Genomic DNA, 24,789 nt, shown 5'->3' on the forward strand with positions numbered 1-24,789 from the left:
AACTTCTTCGTCAATATCGTCGTAATTGCCGCCGTAAGCGTAGTCTTACCATGATCCACGTGCCCTATCGTTCCAACATTTACATGTGGCTTCGACCGCTCAAATTTACTCTTTGCCATGTCTTGTTTCCCCTTTACGTGCTTTAACCATAAAATCCATTCAACCTATGGAGCCCATGGCCAGAATTGAACTGGCGACCTCTCCCTTACCAAGGGAGTGCTCTACCACTGAGCTACATGGGCAAGCATACACAAACAACCATTAATACAATTGATACCATTCAAACTGGAGCGGGTGAAGGGAATCGAACCCTCGTCGTAAGCTTGGAAGGCTTCTGCTCTACCATTGAGCTACACCCGCATTACAAACTTTGCAAGAAAGCGCAAAATCTACCCATCAAAGCATGGCGCCCACTCCCTAAAACTAATGTTATTACTATTCTATTTGGTGGAGGGGGAAGGATTCGAACCTTCGAAGGCAGAGCCGTCAGATTTACAGTCTGATCCCTTTGACCGCTCGGGAACCCCTCCGAACGAAACGGGAGATTATGAATATATTGCCATCATAAGTCAATCTTGTTTTATATTAAGTAATATAAAAAACCAATAATATTTCAAAAATCATTAATACAAACCAGAAACGCCTGGTTTGACAAATCTTGTTGTCAGAAAATCAAGCCTAAGTAAGCCGAATTCTTGGATCAACAAACGTATAAGAAATATCGGTTAGAATCAAACCCACGATATAAAGCATTGAGCCCAAAAAAACCATCGCCCTGACAATCGCAAAATCCTGTGAATTAATCGCATCAATTGTATAACTGCCAAGTCCCGGGATACCGAAAAAAGACTCAACCAGCAAGCTGCCCAAAAACAATAGAGGCACCACAACAACCGCACCGGTTAGAATTGGAATTAATGCATTCTTGAGCACATGTCTGAACAAAACGATACGCTCCGATAACCCTTTCGCTCTAGCTGTGCGCACGTATTCTTTGTTCATCTCTTCTAAAAATATTGTACGATACCAACGAATATGGGATCCAGCACTAGTAATAATCCCGATTAAGACCGGCAGCACCAAAAATTTTGTTGCATCCAGCCCAGTTCCATAACCTGATATGGGCACCCAATGCCATAATTTGCTCACTAAAAACTGCCCAACGATAATATAGAATAAACTTGAAATAGACATCAACGCCACACATAGAACCACGCCCCAGAAATCGATATAAGTAGCACGAAAAAAAACCATCAGCAATGCGAAAGTAATATACACAAGCAATCCCACTACGAATACAGGTAGCGCAATGGCAAGACTTGGCATCATGCGTGATTTGATTTCTCGCGCGATATCCCGACCATCATCGGAACGCCCAAATTCAAAGACAAACATTGAAATTGATTTCTCAAAGAAAATGGTATTCGTCAGCTTTCCCAGTTTCTCAGCTTCAGAATTGAACAATAAAGGTTTATCGTAACCTCGCTCGACTTTCCATTTCTCAATTGCTTCGGGTGTAACATACTTAATACCCAACTGCATGCGCGCCATGTCGTCAGGTGTATTCACTACAAAAAACAAAGTGAATGTAAGCAAATTAACCCCGATTAAAATTGGTACCGCATAAAACAAACGCCTAATAATATAACTCAACATTATTAGTAGCTTATTGTCAATTCAGACTGCACGTATCGCAACACTACTTTCATGACGACGGAAAGCCCTTACAGCAGGGATAATACTAATCACCAGAATGAATGATATCAATGCGATAGGCCAAAATACCGGTCGATTCCATTCCTGCCGCTTAGCCTCTCGCAAATTGGCATCGATCTTGAAATATTTAAGATTATTATTCGATATTCTGTTAGGTTTAACATTCTGATACCAAGAATGATACAAACCATAGTCTTTGGGATGATACCCCCACAACCAAGGCGCATCGTAACGCAATATCTCCACCATGCGATCTATGATCAGCTGTCGCTCCGATCCATTCTCCATATTCTTCATCTTCTCAAATAACTGATTATATTCATTATTGTTATAATTCACAGCATTCTCACCGCTATTTCCAACCTTGCGTTGAGGACCATATAATAAAAACAAGAAATTCTCCGGGTCAGGATAATCCGCATTCCAGCCCCATTCGAAGATTTGTGCGTTACCTTTTCGAATTTTATCCTGGAAACGATTGTAATCTGTACTTCTGACTACCAATTGTATATTTAATTTTTGAAATTGCTTACGCATCCAATCAAGCTTGGACCTATCTTCAGAACTACGCGCTGTAACATCAAAATACAAAATTAATGGCGCCCCCGTTTTCCGATCAATTCCATTTGGATACCCCGCCTCCGCAAGTAAGGCCTTGGCGGCTTTTATTGATTTTCGCTGTGGCTGATCGCCAATCCAGTCATATACTATTGGATTAATACCTGCTCGACCATCACGATAGCCAAAAATCCCAGGAGAAATGGGGCTTTGCGCAGGTATCCCGCGACCATTTGCAAAAATTGAAATAAATTCTTCGTAATCTACCGCAATCGAGATTGCTTGCCGAAGCTTTCTAGCTGATTCACGTTCGCGATCATCTCTTCCGCCCACCACAGGATCCAACATGTTAAAACCCATGTAATAAGTTGAGACCGCCACGGTTGTTTCCAATCTGATCCCTTGTTCTTCCATTTCTCGAGTGACCGTAGCCTCTCCTTGTCCTACGAGCTGAACTGCTTGATCAAAACTGTCTGAGCCTATGCCGGTAGCATCATAATAGCCTTGTAAGAATTTATTCCATCTTGGAATGCTTTCTTTTTCCCGGGTATAAACAACTTTATCAATAAACGGCAGTTTTTTTCCTGCATCCTCTAGCAATCCATTTTTTTCATCTTCAGACATACCATTTGCCGGATAGTATTCGTCACGAAAATTTGGATTCTTTTCTAATACCATGCGCAGATTGGGATCATTTTCAGTGAGCATATAGGGGCCTGTACCCACCGGATACCAATCTAGCGTTATGTTCTTTTGCACTAATCCCGGCTGAGAATAAAAGCGATCTGCTTCCCAAGGAATCGGCGCAAAAAAAGGCATGGCCAACCAATATAGAAATTGAGGATACTTACCGTGTATCTTTATGCTATAAGTATATTTGTCAATTAGTTGAATCCCTTCTAACTGATACTTCCTCAGATCCAAGTATGTCTCATCCTCGGGCCGATTCTGTTCTGCGTGTTTCAATTTAACAGCGTAATCCTTCAACCCTACTATGTAATCCGCCATGAGCCCATATATTGGAGAATGCAATCTTGGATGAGCCAGACGCTTAACCTGATATACATAATCTTCGGCCTCTAATTCTCTAGTATCCGCGTATGAAAAATCGGACAGCTTAAATATCGATGTTAATGCGTCCTCGCTCAGTACATGATATAGCCAATTACCTTGTTCATCCATTACAAAAGCTGGATGTGGTTGAAAGGAAATCCCTGGTTTAATCGAGATCTCATAAATACTATAAGCAATATCGTCGGAATGCGCTTCATCCGGCAATTGATTACCTTCGGCATCAAAATATTTCACAACCGGTATTTTTTCCGCAGTTGCCGGAATTAAAACAAAAGGCCGTTTCAAATAATGATACTGCAATGGAGGCTCGTAAATCTGGGCAGTAAACTGAATTTCGTTTGAACTGTAAGATTGCACCGGATCAAGATGCTTAGGGCGTTCACTAAATACGCTATAAAGAATATTTTTCCCTGCATCCGACGCAGCATAAGGATTATTCCAACTATACTCGCCGCATGCGGCTAACTGCACAATGATAGCAATCAACAACCAAAATTTAATTAATGAAATCTTCATTGCACACGCGGCTTGCCGGAATCTGTTTAAAGCCAATAATGATACTCGCATCTTCAACTTATTCTTGTGTTTAACGCCACCTTATTCAACCCTTCGGCTATAATTTGCCAAAATGTTCAACTTTACAAGGAAAATTTATGGGATTTCTCGCAAATAAACGTGTGCTCATTACAGGATTACTCAGTAACCGCTCGATTGCTTATGGTATCGCCAAGGCCATGAAACGCGAAGGCGCATTGCTAGCGTTTACTTATCAAAGTGAAGAGCTTCGTGGACGAGTTGAGAAACTGGCCGCTGAATTTGATAGTAGCTTACTTTTTCCCTGCAATGTAGCTAGCGACGATGAAATATCGATGTGCTTTGAGCAACTGCAAAAACATTGGGATGGGCTGGATTGTATTATTCATTCAATTGCCTTCGCGCCCCGTGAAGCTCTAAGTGGAGATTACCTGGAAAATGTTAATAGAGAAGCTTTTCAAATTGCACACGATATCAGTACTTATAGTTTCTCAGCTCTCGCCAAAGCTGCTCTGCCATTAATGCAAGGTAGAAATGGCGCACTTTTAACATTAAGCTACTTAGGCGCTGTTCGCGTCATGCCCAACTACAATGTAATGGGATTAGCCAAAGCCAGCCTTGAAGCAAATGTTCGCTTCATGGCTTCCAGCTTGGGCCAGAAAGGAATACGCGTTAATGCTATCTCTGCTGGACCAATTAAAACTCTGGCAGCTTCCGGTATTGGAAACTTTGGAAAACTATTAGGTTATACCGAGAAGGTCTCCCCGCTACGGCGTAATGTCACCATCGAAGAAGTTGGCAATGTCGCCGCCTTTTTATGCAGTGATCTGGCTAGTGGAATTACCGGTGAGATAACTTATGTGGATGCAGGCTTTAATACAGTCGCATTTAGTCTCAATGATTAACCAAAATCAGAGATTATTCTGTTTGATTTTGACATCATACCGTTGCCTGATTGCAGCCAGATAAGACGATACTTCTTCTTGCGTTATCATCTGCTGCAATTGTTTAGCGAAGTTTTCAGATGCTATTTTTTCATCTGACTCAGGTTCTATGACTTTGCTAATCCGTATCAAATTGAATCCGCCTTCCGGCTCAACCACGCCGACATAAGCCGGAAGCTCATCAACTTCTGCCCTAAAAATAGCCCCTAAAGCCTCATGATCCAATTCCTGGGGCTGCATATAAGAAATCAACTGCGCATCATCCCAAGCAACATCATCAAGAACCTCTCCCGCCTGCAATCGAGCAAGCCTTTCTTGTCCCTCTACTACAGCCATTGATACAGCCATTTCTTTCTTGAGTTTCTCTACAATCTCATCCTTAACAACCGTTAATGATTGCGAAGTAGCCGGTTTATATTCAATAATACGAGCAGAAACAAACGTATCAGGCTTAACCTCGATAGCCTCCGTATTACGGCTATTTGAAATAACATCATCTGAGAAAATTGCTGACAACAAATTTTCATTGGCAAGGATTTCAGGCTCTTCTTTTAAATCTCTTGTAATCCAATCACTCTTTTCTATGGTTAATTCAAATTTTTCTGCTGCTGCTTGCAGGCTTTCACCTTGCTCATAGACAACATTACTAAAATCTTCAACAATCTCACCAAAAACACTTTCTACCATTTCAATCTTGAGCGTATTCTCAATTTGTTCGCGAACTTCTTCCAGTTCTGGATGTTGCTCTTCTTTAATTGCGGTTAATTTGATTATGTGCAGACCAAAATCTGTCTCCACTATGTCGCTGATTTCATCCAATTGCATCGAAAAAATATTATCTTCAAAAGATTTAACCATGACTCCACGGCCAAAGAAACCAAGATCGCCTCCTTGCATGGCTGAACCAGGATCATCTGAATGCTCCTTAGCTATTTCTGCGAATTGATCTGGATCTTGTTTAACCTGCTCCAAAATTCTCTCAGCCTTATCTCGCGCTATCTGCTTTTCTTCCTCCGGCACATCTGCAGATACACTGATTAATATGTGACTAGCCTTACGCTCTTCAGGTTGACCAAACTCCGATTGATGTTCTGAAAAATATGTATTGATCGCTTCGTCACTCACAAACTCATTTTTTGCTGCCCTGTCCAACGACAAAACCAGATATTCAACTTTGGCACGTTCCGGCAAATCAAAATCCGTTTTATGTTGTTCATAATAAGCCGAAATATCTACTTCTTCAGGTATGGCCTGAGAAAGGAACTGATCCGGTGCAATTTTCGATTGACTGATTTCACGCCGCACCTCACTAAGATACTGTACCTTTTCAGTAGCAGTTCTTGGCGTAATGGCATTTTCACTATATCCATCCAGTAATTGTTGCAGCAATAATTCATTACGCACACGCGATTCAAATATTGCAGGAGTAAGACCCTGATTACGCAACAATTCTTCATACTGCTGCTTGGAGAACTTATTATTCTTTTGGAATGCCTGGATATCTTGAATTGTCTTGATTAACTGTGAATCCAAAACAGCGAAGCCATTTTTAACAGCTTCTTGATACAATAACCGTTGCTGAATCAGTCTTTCAAGTACAGAATTTCTTACTTCAAAATTATCAAGTATCGCACTATCGAAATTTGCGCCAAGCATCGCCCGTAGTCTTTCATGGTGATCACGTAATGCTTGTTCAAATTCTCGTCGAGAGATCTCTTCACCTTCGACGACCGCAACATAACCTTCGCTACCATCGTTCCTATAGGATTCCACACCCCAAAACATAAATGGTAAAACCGCTAAGCCCAGAATTACTTGAACAACACGCTTTTTTCGATTGACTAGATCAAACACAATTAGAATCTGCGAAAACTATTTTAGTGGAAAAAACTCGAGGAATTAAAATTTTATTACTCATTTTTGTTTTTGGCGGAGTGGACGGGACTCGAACCCGCGACCCCCGGCGTGACAGGCCGGTATTCTAACCAACTGAACTACCACTCCCAAACTGGCTTATCGATTGGTGGGTGCTGACGGGATCGAACCGCCGACATTCGCCTTGTAAGGGCGACGCTCTACCAGCTGAGCTAAGCACCCCAATCAGAAAGTGCGCTAGTTTACTGCATCTTTGAGTGCTTTACCAGCACTGAATTTAGGAACCTTAGCCGCTTTGATCTTAATAGCTGCACCAGTGCGAGGATTACGACCCGTACGCGCAGCTCGTGTACCTACTTTAAAAGTCCCAAATCCGACCAAAGTTACACTCTCATTCTTTTTAAGCGCTCCCTTTATTGCAGTTAATGCTCCATCCAATGCGCTTCCTGCCGAGGCTTTGGAAATTTTAGCCGATTTTGCGATAGCTTCAATAAGTTCGGATTTGTTCATATAATTCCCCTTCTAAGTTTAATGGTAATTAAATCACAAGCAAATACTGCAGTCGCACTTATATCAAGCCGTTAACGCATGGTCAAGCAAATTAAGGCATTTCGGCAACATCATTTATTGATTGATCAACGTCACGAAAAAACATGTTTTATATTACTCAAATAAAGACATATAAAAACAATACCCTATGAAATAGGATAAAAAATGCCCACACTTCCTCACATCGATTAATTATCAATAAATTTCTGATTTCTGTTCACGATTTAACAACACCTCGACAGCACGTCGCGCTGACACACCTTCATGTAAAATACTGCAAATTGCCTGTGTGATGGGCATTTCAATATTTAATCTCTTACCTAATTGCAGCACTGATAGCGCTGCATGCACACCTTCAGCAACATGTCCAAGTTCATTTAAAATATCATGTAATGTTTTCCCTTCGGCTAACATCAATCCTACTTGTCTATTACGTGATAAATCACCAGTACTTGTCAGAATCAAATCACCTACACCCGCTAACCCGATAAAAGTCTCCATCTTTCCGCCCAGACTAAGACCCAGCCTAGTGATTTCCATTAATCCACGTGTGATTAATGCGGCACGCGCATTGTGACCAAACCCAATGCCGTCAGAAATACCTGCAGCGATAGTAATTACATTCTTTATCGCACCCCCAGTTTCTACACCAATAATGTCTTCACTTGTATAGATTCTCAGTCTTGGGCTATGTAATTCTACTGATATTCTGCTTGAAAACTCATGATCGTTAGAGGCAAATGTTAAAGCTGTCGGTAATCCTTGTGCAACTTCTTCCGCAAAACTGGGGCCCGATAAAACTCCGCAACAAGAAAGCGTTGCGTCATATTCTTCCGCAACGATCTGATGCGGAAGATAAGCAGTTCCCGTCTCTAAGCCCTTACATCCCCATATAAGCGGCACTCTGATATTGCCTGCAACGATAGTTCGTAAAGTTTCGCGTAAACCTGCAATGGGAACAACAAGCAAAGCAAGATCAACATTATCAAGCGCTTCAGTTAGTTGCGAGGTAATATTTAGCGATTCAGGTAACGAATGCTCTGGCAAAAAGGATTGGTTAATGCGCCTGCTATCCATGTCAGTCGCATGATCTGGATTCTTAGTCCACAAATTTATTTGATGACGTGCAGAAAAACTAATTGCTAATGCGGAACCCCATGCACCTGCGCCCAGTACAGCAATTTTCATGAACCCCAAACCTGATTGACTTTGATGTAGCCTGTCTGACCATCTCTATGCCGCACTTTTACCCATCCTTGGATATCCGACTGCATCCACTCCATAACAATATTCTCTTCAACCTGAAATATTAATTCTGATTTAATATCAGCAGACTGGTGAACATCAGCCAATGGTGCTGTCACAATAACATAGCGTTGCTGGCTCAGATCTTTCTTTTGAACCCAAGCAAGACTCCCGCTACTATCACGGACTTTTGTCCATCCATCGACATCCACTACGACCTCAACCGGAAGATGACGACCTGCAACAAATAATTTATCAGCTTGTAGAGACGGAGCATCATACATAACGATTGCATTCTCGGCTATTGAAAGAAATTCCATATCAGCCGCGACATACCCTGGATATAAAAGCAATATGCTCATCATCACAGTCAGCATTTTATATTCCAATCTAAGTGTTAGCGCCTGGAATCCTTTTTTCATCGTCAAATCACTTCTACTTTTCAAGTTTTTTTATTCGTTTAATGTGTACTGGGTTCTGCTTTTTTTTGTTGATAGATCGCTTCAAAATTTACCGGATTAAGGATTACTGGCGGAAAACCGGATCTAGTCACAATATCCGATACTACCTCACGCAAATAGGGAAAAAGAATATTAGGACATCCAATACCCAGAACGGGATCTATTTCCTCATTCGGAATATTTTGAATACGAAAAATACCGGCCTGCTGAGCCTCAACCAGAAACATTATCTTATCTTTAATCTTAGCAGTAACCGTTACCGTTAACTGCACTTCGTACAACCCAGTGTCAATACTCTGATTTCTAGTTCCAAGTTGCAGATTAATCTCGGGCGTATCCCTTTCTAAAAAGATATTGGGCGCATTGGGGATCTCTAAAGACAAATCCTTTACATAAATTTTTTCTATGGCAAAAACTGGTTGTAGTTGCTCACTCATATTTAATATCCAGGTGAATAAAAAGTTAACTTATATTTAAATCGCAATTAAATGCTCTGATTATGTGTTCACATTGCCAGTAATGCCGCCAACTCCCCCTTACGATCAAGTTGTGTTAAATCATCATAACCTCCCACATGATGTCCGTCGATATAAATCTGGGGAACAGTGCGTCGACCAGTTTTATCCATCATCTCAACACGCTGATCAGGCTCCAGGTCAATACGAATTTTCTCAATTACCTCAACGCCTTTTGAACGTAATAAGCTTTCCGCCATTTTGCAATAAGGGCAGAAACCTGTCGTATACATAATTACTTTGGGCATAGGATTCCCTAGCGCTTGGCAATAGGTAAACCAGCGCGTTTCCATGCGTCAATGCCACCCATGAGATTAATTACCTGAGCAAAGCCATTTTTCCTCAAAACCAAGCTGGGATTATTCGATCGAATACCACCACGATATATTACGATAATGGGTTTCTCTTTAAACTTCTGAATCTCTGTCCAGCGTTCCGCAATTTTTTCAGCCGGAATATGCTTAGAGTTGGGTAAATGACCTGCGGTATACTCGCTATCATCACGAACATCAAGCACTAGTGCATCCTGGTAGTTGATTAATTGTACAGCCGCTCGCGTATCAACCTCTTTTATGCCACGCTGTGTAAACATTGGCCAGAGCAACAACGATCCGCTGACCAATGCCGTAATAACAAAGAGTAAATTTTCCAATCTGAGCAAAAAATGATCTTGAAATAGTGATAATTCCATATAAATTTTATTCTGTTTTTAAACGACGATTTTATCAGAAACTAAAAAACTGCGGGATTCCTTTATCTTCCTACAAAGAACAAATTACTTAATTCAGATAACGCGCTGACTGAGTTCGGAAAATTAAATCTAACAAAGCTTGTGCTTACGCACAGCTTTGCTGCTCGGATCAAACTCATTCACTGATGAATAATAAAAATTTAACCGTTATTATGGCAGGTTAACCGCTCGTCCAATAATTCAATCCAGTGTTTAACGGGTACCGATATGCCGTTTTGCAGATGCATCAAACACCCGATATTCGCAGTAGCAACCTGAGCCGGTTTTCCGGACTCAAGAGCAATGACTTTGTTTTTCAATAACTGCTGCGAAAGTTCCGGCTGCAAAATTGAATACGTACCTGCTGAGCCGCAACACAGATGCGCATTAGGCACAACGGTTAAATCAAAACCGGCAAGAATCAGAATTTGCTCCACTACACCACGAATTTTCATGCCATGCTGCAAGGTACAGGGAGAATGAAAAGACAATTTCGTGTGATTCGGCTCTAATCTCAATTTGATCAATTCTTGGAGATTTCCGGCTTCAGCCAGTAGTACCTCACTAATATCTTTGGTCAAAGCTGAAATGTTTGCCGCTTTTTCTGCATAATCCGGATCATGGCTTAATAAATGTCCATATTCTCTGACCGTTACGCCACATCCACTGGCAGTCATCACAATCGCCTCGATCTCTTTTTGCTCAACTATAGGCCACCAAGCATCAATATTACGCCGCATATAATCGAGTCCATCCTGCTGAGCATTCAAATGAAAAGTAACCGCGCCACAACATCCCGCATTTTTAGCCTTGATCAGTGATATACCCAAGCTGTTCAGTATGCGTGCAGTAGCGATATTAATATTAGGTGCCAATGACGGTTGCACGCAACCAGCAAGAACCAGCATTTTGCGCGCGTGCCGCTCTGCAGGCCATGCGTTGATGAAACCAGACTTGACCGGAATTTTTCTTTTGAGACTTTGTGGCAAGAATGGTCGAACAACTTGACCAAGTCTTAATAATGTATTGAACAATAATGGATTAGGTAGAATTTTTCGTAATGTATAACGAAAAACTTCTGATCTAAGATTGCGTTTTACCTGTTTCTCGACAATATCACGGCCGATATCCACCAACGCGCCGTAACGCACTCCTGATGGGCAAGTTGTTTCACAGGCACGGCAAGTGAGACAACGATCCAGATGCAATTGCGTTTTTTGCGTTACCGGTTGCCCTTCCAGCATCTGCTTCATCAGATAAATACGACCGCGCGGACTATCCAGCTCATCCCCCAGAATCTGATAAGTGGGACAAGTAGCCAAACAAAAACCACAATGTACACAACTACGCAGAATAGCATCCGCTTCCTGTCCTTGCGGTGAATTCCTTATAAAATCAGCGAGCTTGGTTTGCATTTAAAATTCTGGATAAAGTCGACCGGGATTAAGGATTTTTGATGGGTCAAACTGCTCTTTCAACAGACGATGAATTTTCATCATAACTGGATCTAGCGGATGAAATACAGCATCGCGAAATTCATGGCTACGAAACAAGGTAGCGTGACCACCCGCATCTTTAGCCGTTTTACGAATAATTTTCTGATCCACACTTGCGTCGCAAAGCAACCACCGTAAACCGCCATTCCATTCCAGTAATTGTTTCCCAGGCAATGCAACCGGTATTGTTGTTGATTTAATTGATAAACGCCACAGAAGTTTATCTGACTGAAAAAAATCGTGCCACTGCTCACGCACCGATTGCCAGAAGTCCCTGTCTTCAACCAGCTCTTCACCTCCCAATTTTGCCTGCGCTGCGCGCACTGCTGATTCAGCACCAGACAGTCTGAGAAACAGCACACCCTCAACATAACAAGTTGCCGAAATTGGCAATGGCTTGCCAGCCCATTGATTCATTCTCTCGATCGCTGCAGCTTCATCCATAGGCATTCGCAATGTTATTTCAACCGGTGGTTTCGGCAAAACCTTCAATGAAATTTCCAGCAACACACCCAAAGTACCCATGGCACCCACCATTAATCGAGAAACATCATAACCAGCAACATTTTTCATCACCTGCCCGCCAAAGCGCAAATCTCTACCTTTCCCATCGAGCAAGCGCATACCCAATACAAAATCACGTGCCGCACCCGCAGCAGCACGGCGCGGACCCGATAAACCAACCGCCATACAACCGCCCAAAGTTGCATTAGCACCGAAATGGGATGGTTCGAATGCTAGCATTTGCCCATGCTGCGCCAGCAAAGACTCCAGATCTGTCAAGCGTGTTCCCGCACATGCTGTAATTACCAATTCCGTCGGCTCGTAATCAATAATACCGTGATACATCGTCGTATCTAACAATGTATCCCCCCGCCCAAATGAGGAATTACCATAAAAATGCTTGGTGCCACCGCCACGTATTTGCAATGGCGATTTGTTCTCAGATGCAGCACGAATGACTGCCTTATACTGATCGATAATAGCTTGTCGCATAGATTCTAAAATCGCGGTAATTCCGCAAACTTCTCCTCACCTCGATGTACATGCATGGCGCCCAATTCCGCACAACGATGCAAAGTCGGAACTGCCTTACCGGGATTCAACAATCCCATCGGATCAAATGCCGCCTTCACAGCATGAAACATTTCCAGCTCCTCCTTGCCGAATTGGATGCACATCTGATTGATTTTTTCTATCCCCACGCCATGTTCCCCGGTTATCGTACCACCTGCATGAATGCACATCTCCAGTATTTTTCCACCAAATTCTTCTGTCCTTTCTAATTCGCCAGCCTGATTGGCATCATATAAAATTAGAGGATGTAAGTTACCATCTCCGGCATGAAATACATTCATACATCGTAACCCATATTCCTGGGATAGCTTCTCAATACCGCGCAATACATCGGCTAACCGTTTGCGTGGAATCGTCCCATCCATGCAATAGTAATCCGGCGACACCCTTCCAGCGGCTGGAAATGCTGCTTTCCGTCCGGCCCAAAACCTAAGGCGCTCGGCTTCATCGCGCGAGGTACTGATTTTGGTTGCGCCACCTTGCTGCATAATGGCATAAATTCGCTTGATTTCATCCGCCACTTCTTCTGCGCTGCCATCGGATTCGCATAGTAAAATTGCCGCCGCATTCAGGTCATAACCCGCATGTAAAAATTCTTCCACTGCATGAATAGTAATTTTATCCATCATTTCCATCCCTGCCGGGATGATACCTGCGCCAATCACATTCGCCACCGCATTGCCTGCCTTGATCACATCATCAAATGCCGCCATCACCAGTTGCGCTTTTTCCGGCGTTGGAATCAGTTTCACGGTAATTTCCGTGACTATGCCGAGCATGCCTTCGCTTCCGGTCATTAACGCGAGCAAATCATACCCCGCACTGTCCAGACTTTCGCCACCGATTTCCAAATACTCTCCGTCAATCATCAGCACCCGCAATTTAACAATGTTGTGCACAGTAAGGCCATATTTCAGACAATGCACACCACCCGAATTTTCCGCCACATTACCACCAATCGAGCAAGCAATCTGCGATGAAGGATCAGGCGCATAATATAAACCATACATCGCCGCTGCTTCACTGATTGCCAGATTTCTGACCCCCGGCTGCACACGCGCCATACGCGCCAATGGATCTATCGCAACGATTTGATTTAACCTGGCCAATGACAGCAGAACACCTTGTGCATGCGGAAGCGCACCTCCTGACAAACCAGTACCCGCACCTCGTGCCACTACAGGAGTTCTCGTTGCATGGCAAAGCTGCAAAATTTTGATGATCTGCTCTTCCGTGTGCGGCAACACAACCACCAGCGGCAAAGCCCGATACGCTGATAAGCCATCGCATTCATACGGTTTCAAATCTTCGATTTCGTATAGCACCGCCTCATGCGGCAATATCATAAACAGTTTGTTAATAAGTTCTTGTAGAGCCATGCGGTTAATTATTCCAAATGCTTCCGGATTTCGTGATCAGCAAGTTTTTCCAGTATTTTCACAAGAGCGGAATTATCCCATTTTGCACCGCCATGTGCGATACAAGCAGAAAATAATTCACGCACAGTTGCAGTATTCGGCAAACTTACACCCAAGGCGGATGCGCTATCCAACGCGATATTCAAATCTTTTTGATGTAATTCAATGCGAAAACCGGGCTCAAAACATCGATTAATCATGCGTTCCCCATGTACTTCCAACACCCGAGAAGCCGCAAAACCACCCAACAAAGCTCGCCGAACCTTATCCGGATCTACTCCTGCCTTGGATACAAACAAGAGCGCTTCAGCCACTGCTTCGATCGCTGAAGACACAATAATTTGATTGGCAATCTTACAAACCTGACCTGCACCATTTTCCCCCACATGAGTTACATTTTTTCCTAACAATCCAAGAATAGGCTTCACTTTCTCGAACACTGTCACGCTCGTACCCACCATGATCGTCAGTGCCGCATTTTGTGCCCCGACATCACCGCCAGATACGGGCGCATCCACATAATCATGACCCAACGCATTAATACGCGCTGCAAATTTTCGCGTTTCCAGTGGCGAAATCGAACTCATATCCACAATCGTTTTAACCTGCCCCAAACCAAGCCTCAACCCTTCGACAATGCCATGCTCGCTAAACAAGACTTTCTCAACATCTGGTGTATCTGGCAACATAGTCATAATAATATCTGCGTGCTGTGCTACTTCCTTGGATGAAAGAAATTCCCTTCCACCCAATGCGATCAAATCTCCGGAAACCCCACTGCGCGAGTGCAGAAAAAGACTATGCCCACCCTTGATCAAATGCCCTGCCATAGGCTTCCCCATAATACCCAGACCGATAAAACCGATATTTGCCATAATTAAAATACAAGCCGGATTTTAAAAAAGATTAAATAAAAGAAGTTAATTACACCATACTTTAGCCATTTTTTAGAAACCATTTATTGGAGCAATTGTATCGGTAATCCTTCCATTTCTAATAGAAGCATGCAGTAGAGAGTTTAATTTGTAAACTTCTGCCGGTAATCCCTCGAATATTAAAGGAGCAAAGCAGTAGAATTTTCTATCCCAGACGAAGAGGAATTTTACTGATGAAGAAGGAGCGATTTACGGAAAGCCAGATGCAGAATGAATTGTTGAAGGAGGCACTAGGAAAAAAGTGGCAAAGCCCTTACAGCGCAAGATGATAGCGCAGAGGTGGTACAGAACAAGTCTGTTAGTATTGTTTTAGCCTGTGCAACATTTGGCATTTCTGAGAGTTGCTATCGTTATCGGCCGGTTCTCAACGATGAGAACGAGGAAATCGCCGATTGGTGGTTACTACGTCTGACGGCCTGTCACAAGCGCTGGGGCTTTGGTTTGTGTTTCCTTTATTTGCGTAATGTGAAGGGTTTTGGATGGAATCACAAACGTGTGTATCGTATTTACCGTGAGCTGGAACTGAATTTACGGATCAAGCCGCGCAAGCGGTTAAAGCGGGAGAAGCCGGAACCACTGGCTGTGCCAGAACGGCCCAATGACACATGGTCGATGGATTTCATGGCTGATCAACTCACCAATGGGAAGTCTTTCCGCACCTTCAATGTGCTGGATAACTTCAACCGCGAGGGATTGGGAATAGAAGTGGATATATCGCTTCGATCAGAACGGGTTACGCGCACCCTGGATCAGATTATTGAATGGCGTGGCAAACCAAGGAAGATTCTCTGTGACAATGGACCGGAAAATATCAGCGGTACGCTCAAAGTTGGGCAAAAAATCGCGAGGTATCCAGCTTGATTACATCCAACCAGGAAAGCCGCAACAGAATGTTTACGTAGAACGCCATAACAGAACTGTTCGGCATGAATGGTTGGAGATGAATGAATTTGCAACCATTGAAGAGGCACAGCTTACCGCTACACAATGGTTATGGATTTACAATAATGAACGTCCGAGTATGGCACTTGGAGGTATCACGCCAGCAATGAAGTTGGCATAAACTTTAAACTAAAACTCTCTACTGCAAGCCCCTATTAAAAATGGGAGGATTACCGCATGAGTCGCGCCGGAGATTGTTTCGACAATGCTGTGGCTGAAAGCTTCTTCGGCAGTCTTAAACAGGGACGAGTCCAGTAGGCGGCATTACCAAACCCGTTATGCAGCACAGCAAGATGTGTTGCAGTATATTTCCATGTTTTATACAGTCATCGACTGCATTCATACTTGGGATACAAAAGCCAAATCAATATGAGGTAGAAACGGAAGATTGAAAAAAACCGCTTAACTGGGCTGTTCGGTTTTATTTAACCAAACCAACCAGCACAATTACACAGCGATATATACAAATCTACTCACTGCATAAGCCAACAGACTTAATTTTAACGACACATCTCACTACTTCTAACTTCAGTCGATAAGAAAAGTACTCCTCACATTCTGACAAAACAGTTTATTGCCAGATCAAATGGAAACAGATACCTAATACTCATTCAACGACCTACCCACGGTTGATTCTATGTGTTGAAAATGTTGCTTAGCATAAGCAAATAAGCTGAATCTATTTTTAATTCCCAATTTGCTAAAAATAGAAGTTAAGTGATTACGCAAGGTATGTTCACTCATGCATAATTTCGCTGCAATTTGCTTGTTTTGCTCTCCACCAGTCCCATCTGAAAATGCTCTAAGAATTGTACACTCCTTACGAGTCAGCATCGTAATCTTATTAGTACTAGTATCAGGAGAAAATTTACCTCTTATACGTGAATTATGAAGTAAAATGCGACCTGTCGTTATTCGATCAAGCCATAATTCACCATCATGAATTTTTTCTATAGCCCTAAGCATCGTTTGCGTCGATTCTTTTCTATGAACAATACCTCGTGCACCACTTAGTACTGCACGATCAATTACCTCTTTATCATGTGTATCGGTAAAAATTACCACTCGTGTATTCCCATTACTAGAAAAATCTGAAATATAATTTACACAATCAATATCATTCAAATATGTATTTAGTATAATAATATCAGGTCTCTTCTTAATCGTAAGCTGTTTAGCATCAGAAATATTTGATGCTGTACCAATAACCACCATTCTTGGCTGCTTACTATTTATTAATTTCTCCAATCCCCATAATACTATTTGTTGATCATCAACCAGCAGAACTTTAATCGGCTGTACTACAAGCTGGTTGACCATACTATTAGCATCATCAATTCCAAAATGCCGGCAAAGACAAGACTCAAAATCAGCAGCTCTCTTCTCTGTACCATACTTATTGATACTACAACCCATCGCAGTAGCAATCATTGTTATATGTTGCACAATTGTATCACTTGTATAGGCCGTAAAATATATGCAAAGATTCACATTGTCCGATTGTAAATTTAAATGTTGTGTTAAATCTATTCCATCACAACTCTTTAATTCCATATCCGTTAGAATAAGATCTGGCTTATCTTTATTTATTCTTACTAAAGCTTCTTGACTTGAAGTACAGATACCGATGATATTGTATTCCCATTCTTCAGCTATATTCTTCAAAGTCTTACCAGAAACATATTTGTCAACGATCACCAACACGTTGATATCAACTTTATGTTTATGCGAAATTCTTACTAGTGCTTGCTCTGCTTTGTTGGCCATTATCTTTACCTTTAAACAGGTTTGCTACATATTTATTTTAACATATATCTCTTCATCTTACTGCAAGAGATAATTATTTAACCAATTGAATATAATATTAATTATATAAATATTTTTAGATGGCTATTACAATCATCAAAGTATATTTGTTTAAAATAAAGCAACCTCTAATAAGCTTCTCTGCTTAACATTTTTATTTTAATAATGTGTAATTAATAATCTAGATACTATAATTCAATATTAAAAATAATCATTAAAAACTTCTTTCTCATTAGATACTAAATTAGCATTTCAGAATCTAATTAAAAGATAAATACGGATTTTTTTGATATAACTTTAAATATTTTAATGTCACTTGTGAAAAGTTTTACAGATACGCATGTTATCCTTTTATTGATGGATTCTTTAAGATACAAATTAATCGCCACGCTGCCCCAGCTTATAAATTCTTAATTTTCAGTCAATTCTTAATCGATCTATCGGATTACATTCACATATTAACAAAATATACATAATTAGAATGTGACAAAACCCACATGACAAAACTGACATAGATGCTCATTGAATGGTTTTGAGAAAAAATCAATGCTCTTTTATTCATCTGCTTCGATCAGGGCTACAGCAGCAATTTCTTGTTGCGTGCACTATCAGCTTATGCGATCAATTCTCTAGTTCAGCCTTTTCTCGACAAAGCTAATAGCTATCGCACTCCATAAATCAAACAAGGCTCGTCGGTGCGTATTACCTCGCTTACTGAAGCCAAGTAAAATCTGCTTACCGCACTAGGGTCTATTGACACTTTACTGATCTGATCAGTTGCATGCTAGCCGCTGCAGTTTTTATTTCGTAAGCTACACGCCACATATATACTTTTTTGGCACTTTGATATTGTTGGAGTAGTAAGCACCCGTTTTATCAAATAACCTCCCGCAATTCGGAACGAGAACTAATCAGCGATCGTTTCTCATGGTTCAGCTGTCTTATCCTTATCTGTGTTTTCACTTGATAATCACTTTGATTTTCACAATGAACTATTGAACACACATCTTATAGTTATCCATATTTTTTCCGATTTCGCCGCCTGCGATTATGTGCGCGTCTCGCTTCTGCTTCAGTTGGCGGAGCAGGTTTTTTATCAGCGTATGGATTATGACCAATTTTAAAATCAACCCGTAATGGAGTACTCCACAGCTTAAAAGTTTCACGAAATGTATTTTCCAAATATCGTCGATAAGTTTCCGGCACATGATTCAGCATACTGCCATGTACAATAATCAATGGTGGATTAGATCCACCTTGGTGCGCATAACGCATTTTGGGACGCGACATGCCACCACGTGGCGGCGGGTGTTTCTCAACCGCAGCAATCAAAGCACGCGTCAACTTTGGAGTCGACAAATCGGCCATAGCTGCTGCATATGCTATATCTATCGAAGGCAGCAAATTTTTTATCCCGATACCATGCAGTGCAGAGATATAATGCAATTGTGCAAAACTCAGAAAAGCTAATTTGCGATTCAAGTCACTTTTGATAGTAGCGCGCTGGTATTCATCCAAGTTATCCCATTTGTTGACTGCGATGACCAACGCACGCCCCGTTTCCAGTATGAATCCGGCAATATGAGCATCTTGATCAGAAATCTCATTTCTAGCATCTAATATCAACACAACAACATTGGCATCTTCAATAGCCTGCAATGTCTTGATAGCTGAGAATTTTTCTATGGTCTCATGCACTTGACCACGACGCCGCAACCCGGCTGTATCAATCAGCGTATACTGTTTGTCTTTATGCGTAAAATCGACGTAGATACTATCCCGCGTCGTGCCAGGCTGATCAAAAGCAATGACCCGTTCTTCTCCTAGCAGTGTATTGATAAGTGTGGATTTTCCAACATTGGGACGACCAACAATGGCAATTTTAGGATGCTTGCTTGAGAATTCCTCTATAACTTCTGGGAAATCAGCTAATGCCAAGTCTGCCAACTCATGGATGTTATCACCATGCATCGCTGATACCGCACAGGGATCACCCAGGCCTAGCTCAAAAAACTCTGCCGTGACAACAGCAGCCGCCATGCCTTCTGTTTTATTTACGACCAGTAGGATTTTCTGCCCAGATTTGCGCAGTTGCTCAGCAATAATTTTGTCATGTGCAGTTAAACCCTGACGACCATCAACAATAAATAATACCTTATCTGCTTCATCAATTGCCTGAATCGTCTGCTTTGCCATGGCATGCAAAATACCCTCTTTAATTACAGGCTCAAAACCGCCGGTATCCATGACCAAGTAAGGTTTTTCCCCTACTCTACCTGTGCCATAATGTCGGTCTCGCGTCAAGCCTGGGATATCAGCAACGATAGCATCACGAGTACGAGTCAACCGGTTAAACAAAGTAGATTTACCGACATTAGGGCGGCCAACCAAAACAAGTGTAGGTTTCATGAATATTTACAGCTTTTTTCAGGACAGTAGCATTAATAAAGATATCGCTGAATCTTTAAGATTCTAGACGAATTTAGAAGAACAACTAAAATTGTGTACTATAAGCGTACACCCCACCCTTCGCTGTTTGAACTACAAACCCATCAGGCAATGGAGAAGCAGGATTTTGAATCATGCTACCATCGGTAGCTGAGCGGGCGATTAAAACTCCATCATAGTTTCGTAGCAAATTAACATTTCCTTGATCATCTCCGACAACTATATACTGTCCTTTGATAATAGGCTTCGTTAATTTCTTACTACCAAGTCTGCTCTGCTTCCATACACTGGCTCCACTGAGCAAATCATATGCAGAGACAACACCCTTATCTTCAGTTACATAAACATAATCATTATCCATTACCAAGCCTGCACTGCTGGAAGACTCACGAGTCCATATTTGGGTGCCGTCATTGATGGCAAAACATGCAACACGTCCTTGATATGCAACCGCGCAAACTAACCTATCGTTAACCACAGGCACACTGGTAATGTCTGTCATACGCTCTAGCTCCGTAACGCCTCGTGGGTGGGAAACGGCAACTTCCCATCCAATATTGCCATTAAACAAGCTCATTGCCACCATTTTTCCACCAGGAAAACCCGCAAATACAGCGCCATGCGCAAGTGTTATTCCTGCAGTGCTTCGCACTGTCAGTGGAGGAGTTGCGCCTTGATGAATCCATTTCCGTTTTCCATCAATGGCATCTAATCCAAATATTCTGCCATCAACGGTTCGCACAACCACAATATTATTTTGCGCTTGAGGTGGGCTTAAGATTTCGCTGGTGACTGATGCTTGCCATAGCATATGGCCAGATTCGTTATAAGCGAGCACTTCTCCTTTAAAAGTCCCGACCAGAATAAGCCCTTCTCCGACACCTACGCCAGCGGAAAACCTATGCTTAGTTTTGACTTGCCATAATTGCTTACCAGTTGCCGCTTCATATTTGGTAAGTTTTCCAGCCTCATCAGCTGAATATACTACATCATTTTCATAGACGACATAGAATGAGGCAATTTCATTTTCACTGACTTTATTTTTCCATTTTAATGGAATCCGATCAACGGACTTTAAAGCATCGAGCTCTTCCTTTTCATAAACGATGACTTCGTCTGTGACAAACATATCTGATAGTTGCGTACTCATTGCTTCAACAATACGCATATCAAATGGATTCATCGTACTACCACAACCTGGCAGCAATAAAAAAGACACTATCCAAAACGTAAATAATCGCCTAGTCCTAGTAAAATTCGATTCAACAATTATTAAATGTTTATTCAGAATTGCCCAGTCCATCCAATTTCATTTGTACAATATTATAGTAATTATTGCTCTTATCAAGCGCATTTATAGCTTCCTGATAGCTTAAACGCGCCTCAGAAATTCTCTGTGTAGCTACCTGAATATCTCCCTTACGATCCAAATATAATCCAGCAAAAGCTTCGCTATATCCAGCATCTAGAAGTCTTAGTGCTTCATCATATTTTCCTTCATCAAGTAAAATCCCGGAAATTCTCAATCGCACCAAATCACGCATCTCGATTTCTTTTGCATGATCAAGAATCCATTGTAAGTTTTGTATTGCACGTTTATTATTCCCTGCATGAACATCGGCTTGTGCCGCAATCAATGCAGCACGTGGCGCATAGCCACTGGATGAATAACCTTGCATAAGCAACTGGGCCGTATCATTAATTTTCTCTGAATCATTGCCTGCTTGCACCTGCTTTAACAAAACGTATAAATCCGCCGCCTGCTGTGCTTGCCGTTGTTGATAATACTCCCAGGCCTTTATAGCTCCCGCGGTTGCTAACATTACTGTCAGAATAATGACAATTGCAGCACCATACTTGTCCCACCAGCCTTTAAGTCCATCAACCCTTTCCTGATCTTCATGATTATAAGTTACCATGGCATTTCCCTGGTTAATTCTGAGTTATCGTTAATACAAATCTTTTTTATTAATTATTTCAGTAACACTGCTTAATTTCAGACTTACTTGTTCAATCAGCTCACGCAATGGCTTAATAGTTACTTCTTGCGCCTCGAATTCATCATTCCCGATAATCAATGCGTAAACAGCACCAGATGAATCAGCCTTTTTCATCTGAGATTTAAAGCCGCCGCCGCCGCAGTGCAAAATAACGTCGAATCCCTCATCACGAAGAAATTCTGCGCATTTCCAAGCATAATCCATAACCTGCTCATCACCTTGATAAACAATATAAATATCAGGAACTGACTGCTGAATCTTTTTTCCACATTCTTGCATCAATGACAACAACCGTTCTACTCCCATAGCAAAACCGCAAGCCGGAGTGGATTTCCCGCCCACCTGCTCTACTAAGCCATCATAGCGCCCACCAGCACAAACAGTCCCTTGCGCACCTAATTTATCGGTAACCCATTCAAATACAGTGCGATTATAATAATCCAATCCCCTTACCAAACGTAAGTTGATATCATAATTAATACCTTGCTCACGTAATATTCTTTGCAAGGATTCAAAATGGCTACATGATTCAGAATCCAGATCATCAATCAACTTTGGTGCATTCTCAATAATTTGCTGCATTCCTGGATTTTTACTGTCAAGTATGCGCAAGGGATTGGTATACAGACGTCGCAATGAATCTTCATCCAAATTGTCGCGATGCCGCTCAAAGTATTTAAGTAGTCGCGAACGATATAATGCGCGTGATTCAGTATTTCCCAAGGTACTTATTTCCAGACGCAAATCCGAGATTCCCAATAATTCCCATAATCGAACACACATCACTATTAGTTCTGCATCGATATCAGGACCAGCATAACCCAATGCCTCCACGCCAACCTGATGAAATTGACGATAACGCCCTTTTTGCGGGCGCTCATGCCGGAACATCGGCCCCGCATAATACAATCTTTGTGGTCCAGCATATAAAAGATTATGCTCAATAACTGCGCGCGCGCATGATGCAGTGCCTTCAGGCCTCAGCGTCAAGCTATCACCATTGAGATGGTCGATGAAAGTATACATCTCTTTCTCAACAATATCAGTTACTTCACCAATAGAACGGATAAACAAATCGGTTTGCTCGACAATCGGGGTACGAATATTCCGATACCCATAAGCAGTAAGCCACTGACGCACCGTTTGTTCAAAATATTCCCAGAGATAAGATTCATCCGGGAGGATATCATTCATTCCGCGAATTGCTTTAACACCACTAGCCATCAGACTACTTTTCTCGGGTACTTCTCACTTACATATTGATCAACAATTGCACGAAATTCATTGGCAATATTATCGCCTTTTAGCGTTACGGTTTTTTGTCCGTCGACGAACACAGGTGCCACAGGGGTTTCACCGGAACCTGGCAAACTAATTCCGATATTAGCATGCTTGCTTTCTCCCGGACCATTTACCACGCACCCCATCACAGCTAGTGTCATATTTTCGACACCATCATATTGTTTGCGCCAAACCACCATCTCATCACGCACATAAGCCTGGATACTTTCAGCCAATTCCTGGAAATAGGTACTGGTTGTACGCCCGCACCCTGGGCAGGCAGCGACTAGCGGAACAAATGCGCGCAACCCCATTGTCTGCAGAATTTCCTGAGCCACAATCACCTCGCGCGAGCGTGTCCCCCCTGGCTCTGGAGTTAATGAAATCCGAATAGTGTCACCAATTCCTTCCTGTAAAAGGATAGCCAATGCCGCTGTAGACGCCACAATCCCTTTAGAGCCCATACCCGCCTCTGTCAATCCCAAATGTAACGCATAATCGCAACGTGCAGCCAAATCGCGATATACTTTAATCAAATCTTGCACACCGCTTACTTTGCAGGATAATACAATCTTATTGCGATTAAGTCCGATTTCTTCTGCTTTTGCTGCGCTTTCCAATGCCGATGTAATTAATGCCTCCCGCATTACATACTTAGCGTCTTGCGGATCACTTGAAGTGGCATTTTCATCCATAATACGCGCCAGCATTTCTGGATCAAGGCTCCCCCAATTAACGCCAATACGCACAGGTTTATCGTATTTACAAGCTGTTTCAATCAAGGTAGTAAATTGCTCGTCACGTTTCTTACCATGACCAACATTTCCCGGATTAATGCGAAATTTTGCTAAAGCTTTAGCACATTCGGGGTAACTGGTGAGCAATTTATGCCCATTGAAATGAAAATCTCCAATCAAGGGCACATGGCACCCCATTTCATCGAGACGCGCACGAATTGCCGCTACCGCTTTTGCGGCCTCCATTGAATTGACAGTGATTCGAACCAACTCAGACCCAGCACGCGCTAACTGTGCAACCTGTTCTGCAGTAGCGGCTTCATCAACCGTATCAGTATTAGTCATTGATTGCACCACGACCGGCGCACCACCACCCAACATTACAGAACCAATCTGAACACCCACACTAGATCGGCGATTTATCGAGAAACTATTTTCAGGCATAATT

Annotated in this window: 21 protein-coding genes, 5 tRNA genes and 2 pseudogenes; 3 read left to right on the forward strand and 25 right to left on the reverse strand. The window is 42.1% G+C overall.

Annotated elements, in window-relative coordinates; genetic code table 11:
• From C4S39_RS12480 to C4S39_RS12505, 6 genes are all read right to left on the reverse strand, one after another.
• On the reverse strand, positions 1-119 hold a 119-nt coding region (locus tag C4S39_RS12480), incomplete at its 3' end, for a GTP-binding protein (RefSeq protein ID WP_219817924.1).
• A 48-nt stretch (positions 120-167) separates the two neighbouring features.
• A tRNA-Thr gene (locus C4S39_RS12485) sits at positions 168-242 on the reverse strand.
• A 44-nt stretch (positions 243-286) separates the two neighbouring features.
• A tRNA-Gly gene (locus C4S39_RS12490) sits at positions 287-360 on the reverse strand.
• A gap of 85 nt (positions 361-445) precedes the next feature.
• Positions 446-530: transfer RNA gene (locus tag C4S39_RS12495), tRNA-Tyr, on the reverse strand.
• Between the two features lie 148 nt (positions 531-678).
• The gene (locus C4S39_RS12500) at positions 679-1,656 is read right to left on the reverse strand and encodes an ABC transporter permease (protein ID WP_103967308.1); all 978 of its coding nucleotides are present in this window, start codon (positions 1,654-1,656) and stop codon (positions 679-681) included.
• 21 nt (positions 1,657-1,677) lie between these two features.
• Entirely contained in the window at positions 1,678-3,864 is a 2,187-nt protein-coding gene (locus tag C4S39_RS12505) for an ABC transporter substrate-binding protein (protein WP_103967309.1), read from the reverse strand.
• Between the two features lie 137 nt (positions 3,865-4,001).
• Here C4S39_RS12505 and C4S39_RS12510 point away from each other — a divergent pair, with 137 nt between their 5' ends.
• Positions 4,002-4,787 (forward strand): enoyl-ACP reductase FabI, encoded by a 786-nt coding sequence (locus C4S39_RS12510; protein ID WP_103967310.1) that lies wholly within the window; start codon positions 4,002-4,004, stop codon positions 4,785-4,787.
• A 6-nt stretch (positions 4,788-4,793) separates the two neighbouring features.
• Here C4S39_RS12510 and C4S39_RS12515 read toward each other — a convergent pair whose 3' ends face one another.
• From C4S39_RS12515 to C4S39_RS12575, 13 genes are all read right to left on the reverse strand, one after another.
• The gene (locus C4S39_RS12515; protein WP_103967311.1) at positions 4,794-6,680 is read right to left on the reverse strand and encodes a SurA N-terminal domain-containing protein; all 1,887 of its coding nucleotides are present in this window, start codon (positions 6,678-6,680) and stop codon (positions 4,794-4,796) included.
• A gap of 73 nt (positions 6,681-6,753) precedes the next feature.
• Positions 6,754-6,830, reverse strand: a tRNA-Asp gene (locus tag C4S39_RS12520).
• A gap of 17 nt (positions 6,831-6,847) precedes the next feature.
• A tRNA-Val gene (locus C4S39_RS12525) sits at positions 6,848-6,923 on the reverse strand.
• A 15-nt stretch (positions 6,924-6,938) separates the two neighbouring features.
• Positions 6,939-7,211 carry an HU family DNA-binding protein gene (locus C4S39_RS12530; RefSeq protein WP_013648000.1) on the reverse strand — a complete coding sequence of 91 codons (273 nt, stop codon included), beginning with the start codon at positions 7,209-7,211 and terminating at the stop codon, positions 6,939-6,941.
• Between the two features lie 234 nt (positions 7,212-7,445).
• Positions 7,446-8,438: an NAD(P)H-dependent glycerol-3-phosphate dehydrogenase gene (locus tag C4S39_RS12535; protein WP_103967312.1), complete on the reverse strand. Its 993-nt coding sequence runs from the start codon at positions 8,436-8,438 to the stop codon at positions 7,446-7,448.
• The gene (locus tag C4S39_RS12540) at positions 8,435-8,917 is read right to left on the reverse strand and encodes an SH3 domain-containing protein (RefSeq protein WP_103967313.1); all 483 of its coding nucleotides are present in this window, start codon (positions 8,915-8,917) and stop codon (positions 8,435-8,437) included. The genes C4S39_RS12535 and C4S39_RS12540 overlap by 4 nt, the downstream gene beginning before the upstream one ends.
• A gap of 38 nt (positions 8,918-8,955) precedes the next feature.
• A complete protein-coding gene (gene secB, locus C4S39_RS12545) occupies positions 8,956-9,393 on the reverse strand; it encodes a protein-export chaperone SecB (RefSeq protein ID WP_103967314.1) in 438 nt (145 codons plus the stop codon).
• A 68-nt stretch (positions 9,394-9,461) separates the two neighbouring features.
• Positions 9,462-9,719: a glutaredoxin 3 gene (gene grxC / locus C4S39_RS12550; RefSeq protein WP_103967315.1), complete on the reverse strand. Its 258-nt coding sequence runs from the start codon at positions 9,717-9,719 to the stop codon at positions 9,462-9,464.
• Between the two features lie 8 nt (positions 9,720-9,727).
• Positions 9,728-10,162, reverse strand: a complete 435-nt coding sequence (locus tag C4S39_RS12555) for a rhodanese-like domain-containing protein (RefSeq protein WP_103967316.1) — start codon at positions 10,160-10,162, stop codon at positions 9,728-9,730.
• A gap of 200 nt (positions 10,163-10,362) precedes the next feature.
• Positions 10,363-11,616, reverse strand: coding sequence for a glycolate oxidase subunit GlcF (glcF, locus tag C4S39_RS12560; protein ID WP_103967317.1), 1,254 nt, complete (start codon positions 11,614-11,616; stop codon positions 10,363-10,365).
• Positions 11,617-12,693, reverse strand: a complete 1,077-nt coding sequence (glcE, locus tag C4S39_RS12565; protein WP_103967318.1) for a glycolate oxidase subunit GlcE — start codon at positions 12,691-12,693, stop codon at positions 11,617-11,619.
• Positions 12,694-12,698: 5 nt separating this feature from the next.
• The gene (locus C4S39_RS12570; RefSeq protein ID WP_103967319.1) at positions 12,699-14,153 is read right to left on the reverse strand and encodes an FAD-linked oxidase C-terminal domain-containing protein; all 1,455 of its coding nucleotides are present in this window, start codon (positions 14,151-14,153) and stop codon (positions 12,699-12,701) included.
• 8 nt (positions 14,154-14,161) lie between these two features.
• Entirely contained in the window at positions 14,162-15,067 is a 906-nt protein-coding gene (locus C4S39_RS12575) for a 2-hydroxy-3-oxopropionate reductase (RefSeq protein WP_103967320.1), read from the reverse strand.
• Between the two features lie 239 nt (positions 15,068-15,306).
• Here C4S39_RS12575 and C4S39_RS12580 point away from each other — a divergent pair.
• Positions 15,307-16,190: pseudogene (locus C4S39_RS12580) on the forward strand (IS3 family transposase); the annotation flags it as partial.
• Positions 16,191-16,246: 56 nt separating this feature from the next.
• Positions 16,247-16,461, forward strand: a pseudogene (locus C4S39_RS12590) (IS3 family transposase); the annotation flags it as partial.
• Positions 16,462-16,669: 208 nt separating this feature from the next.
• Here the strand turns inward: C4S39_RS12590 and C4S39_RS12595 are convergent.
• The 6 genes from C4S39_RS12595 to ispG all read right to left on the reverse strand — a co-directional run bounded on the left by C4S39_RS12595 (position 16,670) and on the right by ispG (position 24,785).
• Entirely contained in the window at positions 16,670-17,836 is a 1,167-nt protein-coding gene (locus tag C4S39_RS12595) for a response regulator transcription factor (RefSeq protein WP_103967323.1), read from the reverse strand.
• Between the two features lie 1,053 nt (positions 17,837-18,889).
• Entirely contained in the window at positions 18,890-20,284 is a 1,395-nt protein-coding gene (der, locus tag C4S39_RS12600) for a ribosome biogenesis GTPase Der (protein WP_103967324.1), read from the reverse strand.
• Positions 20,285-20,369: 85 nt separating this feature from the next.
• Positions 20,370-21,626, reverse strand: a complete 1,257-nt coding sequence (gene bamB, locus C4S39_RS12605; protein ID WP_103967325.1) for an outer membrane protein assembly factor BamB — start codon at positions 21,624-21,626, stop codon at positions 20,370-20,372.
• Entirely contained in the window at positions 21,604-22,242 is a 639-nt protein-coding gene (locus C4S39_RS12610) for a YfgM family protein (RefSeq protein ID WP_103967326.1), read from the reverse strand. Before C4S39_RS12610 ends, bamB begins: the two co-directional genes overlap by 23 nt.
• Before the next feature lie 30 nt (positions 22,243-22,272).
• Entirely contained in the window at positions 22,273-23,547 is a 1,275-nt protein-coding gene (hisS, locus tag C4S39_RS12615) for a histidine--tRNA ligase (protein ID WP_103967327.1), read from the reverse strand.
• Positions 23,547-24,785 carry a flavodoxin-dependent (E)-4-hydroxy-3-methylbut-2-enyl-diphosphate synthase gene (gene ispG / locus C4S39_RS12620; protein ID WP_103967328.1) on the reverse strand — a complete coding sequence of 413 codons (1,239 nt, stop codon included), beginning with the start codon at positions 24,783-24,785 and terminating at the stop codon, positions 23,547-23,549. Before ispG ends, hisS begins: the two co-directional genes overlap by 1 nt.
• Positions 24,786-24,789 lie beyond the last annotated feature (4 nt).

It is taken from the genome of Nitrosomonas ureae (genome assembly GCF_900108305.1).
Classification (GTDB): Bacteria; Pseudomonadota; Gammaproteobacteria; order Burkholderiales; family Nitrosomonadaceae; genus Nitrosomonas; species Nitrosomonas ureae_B.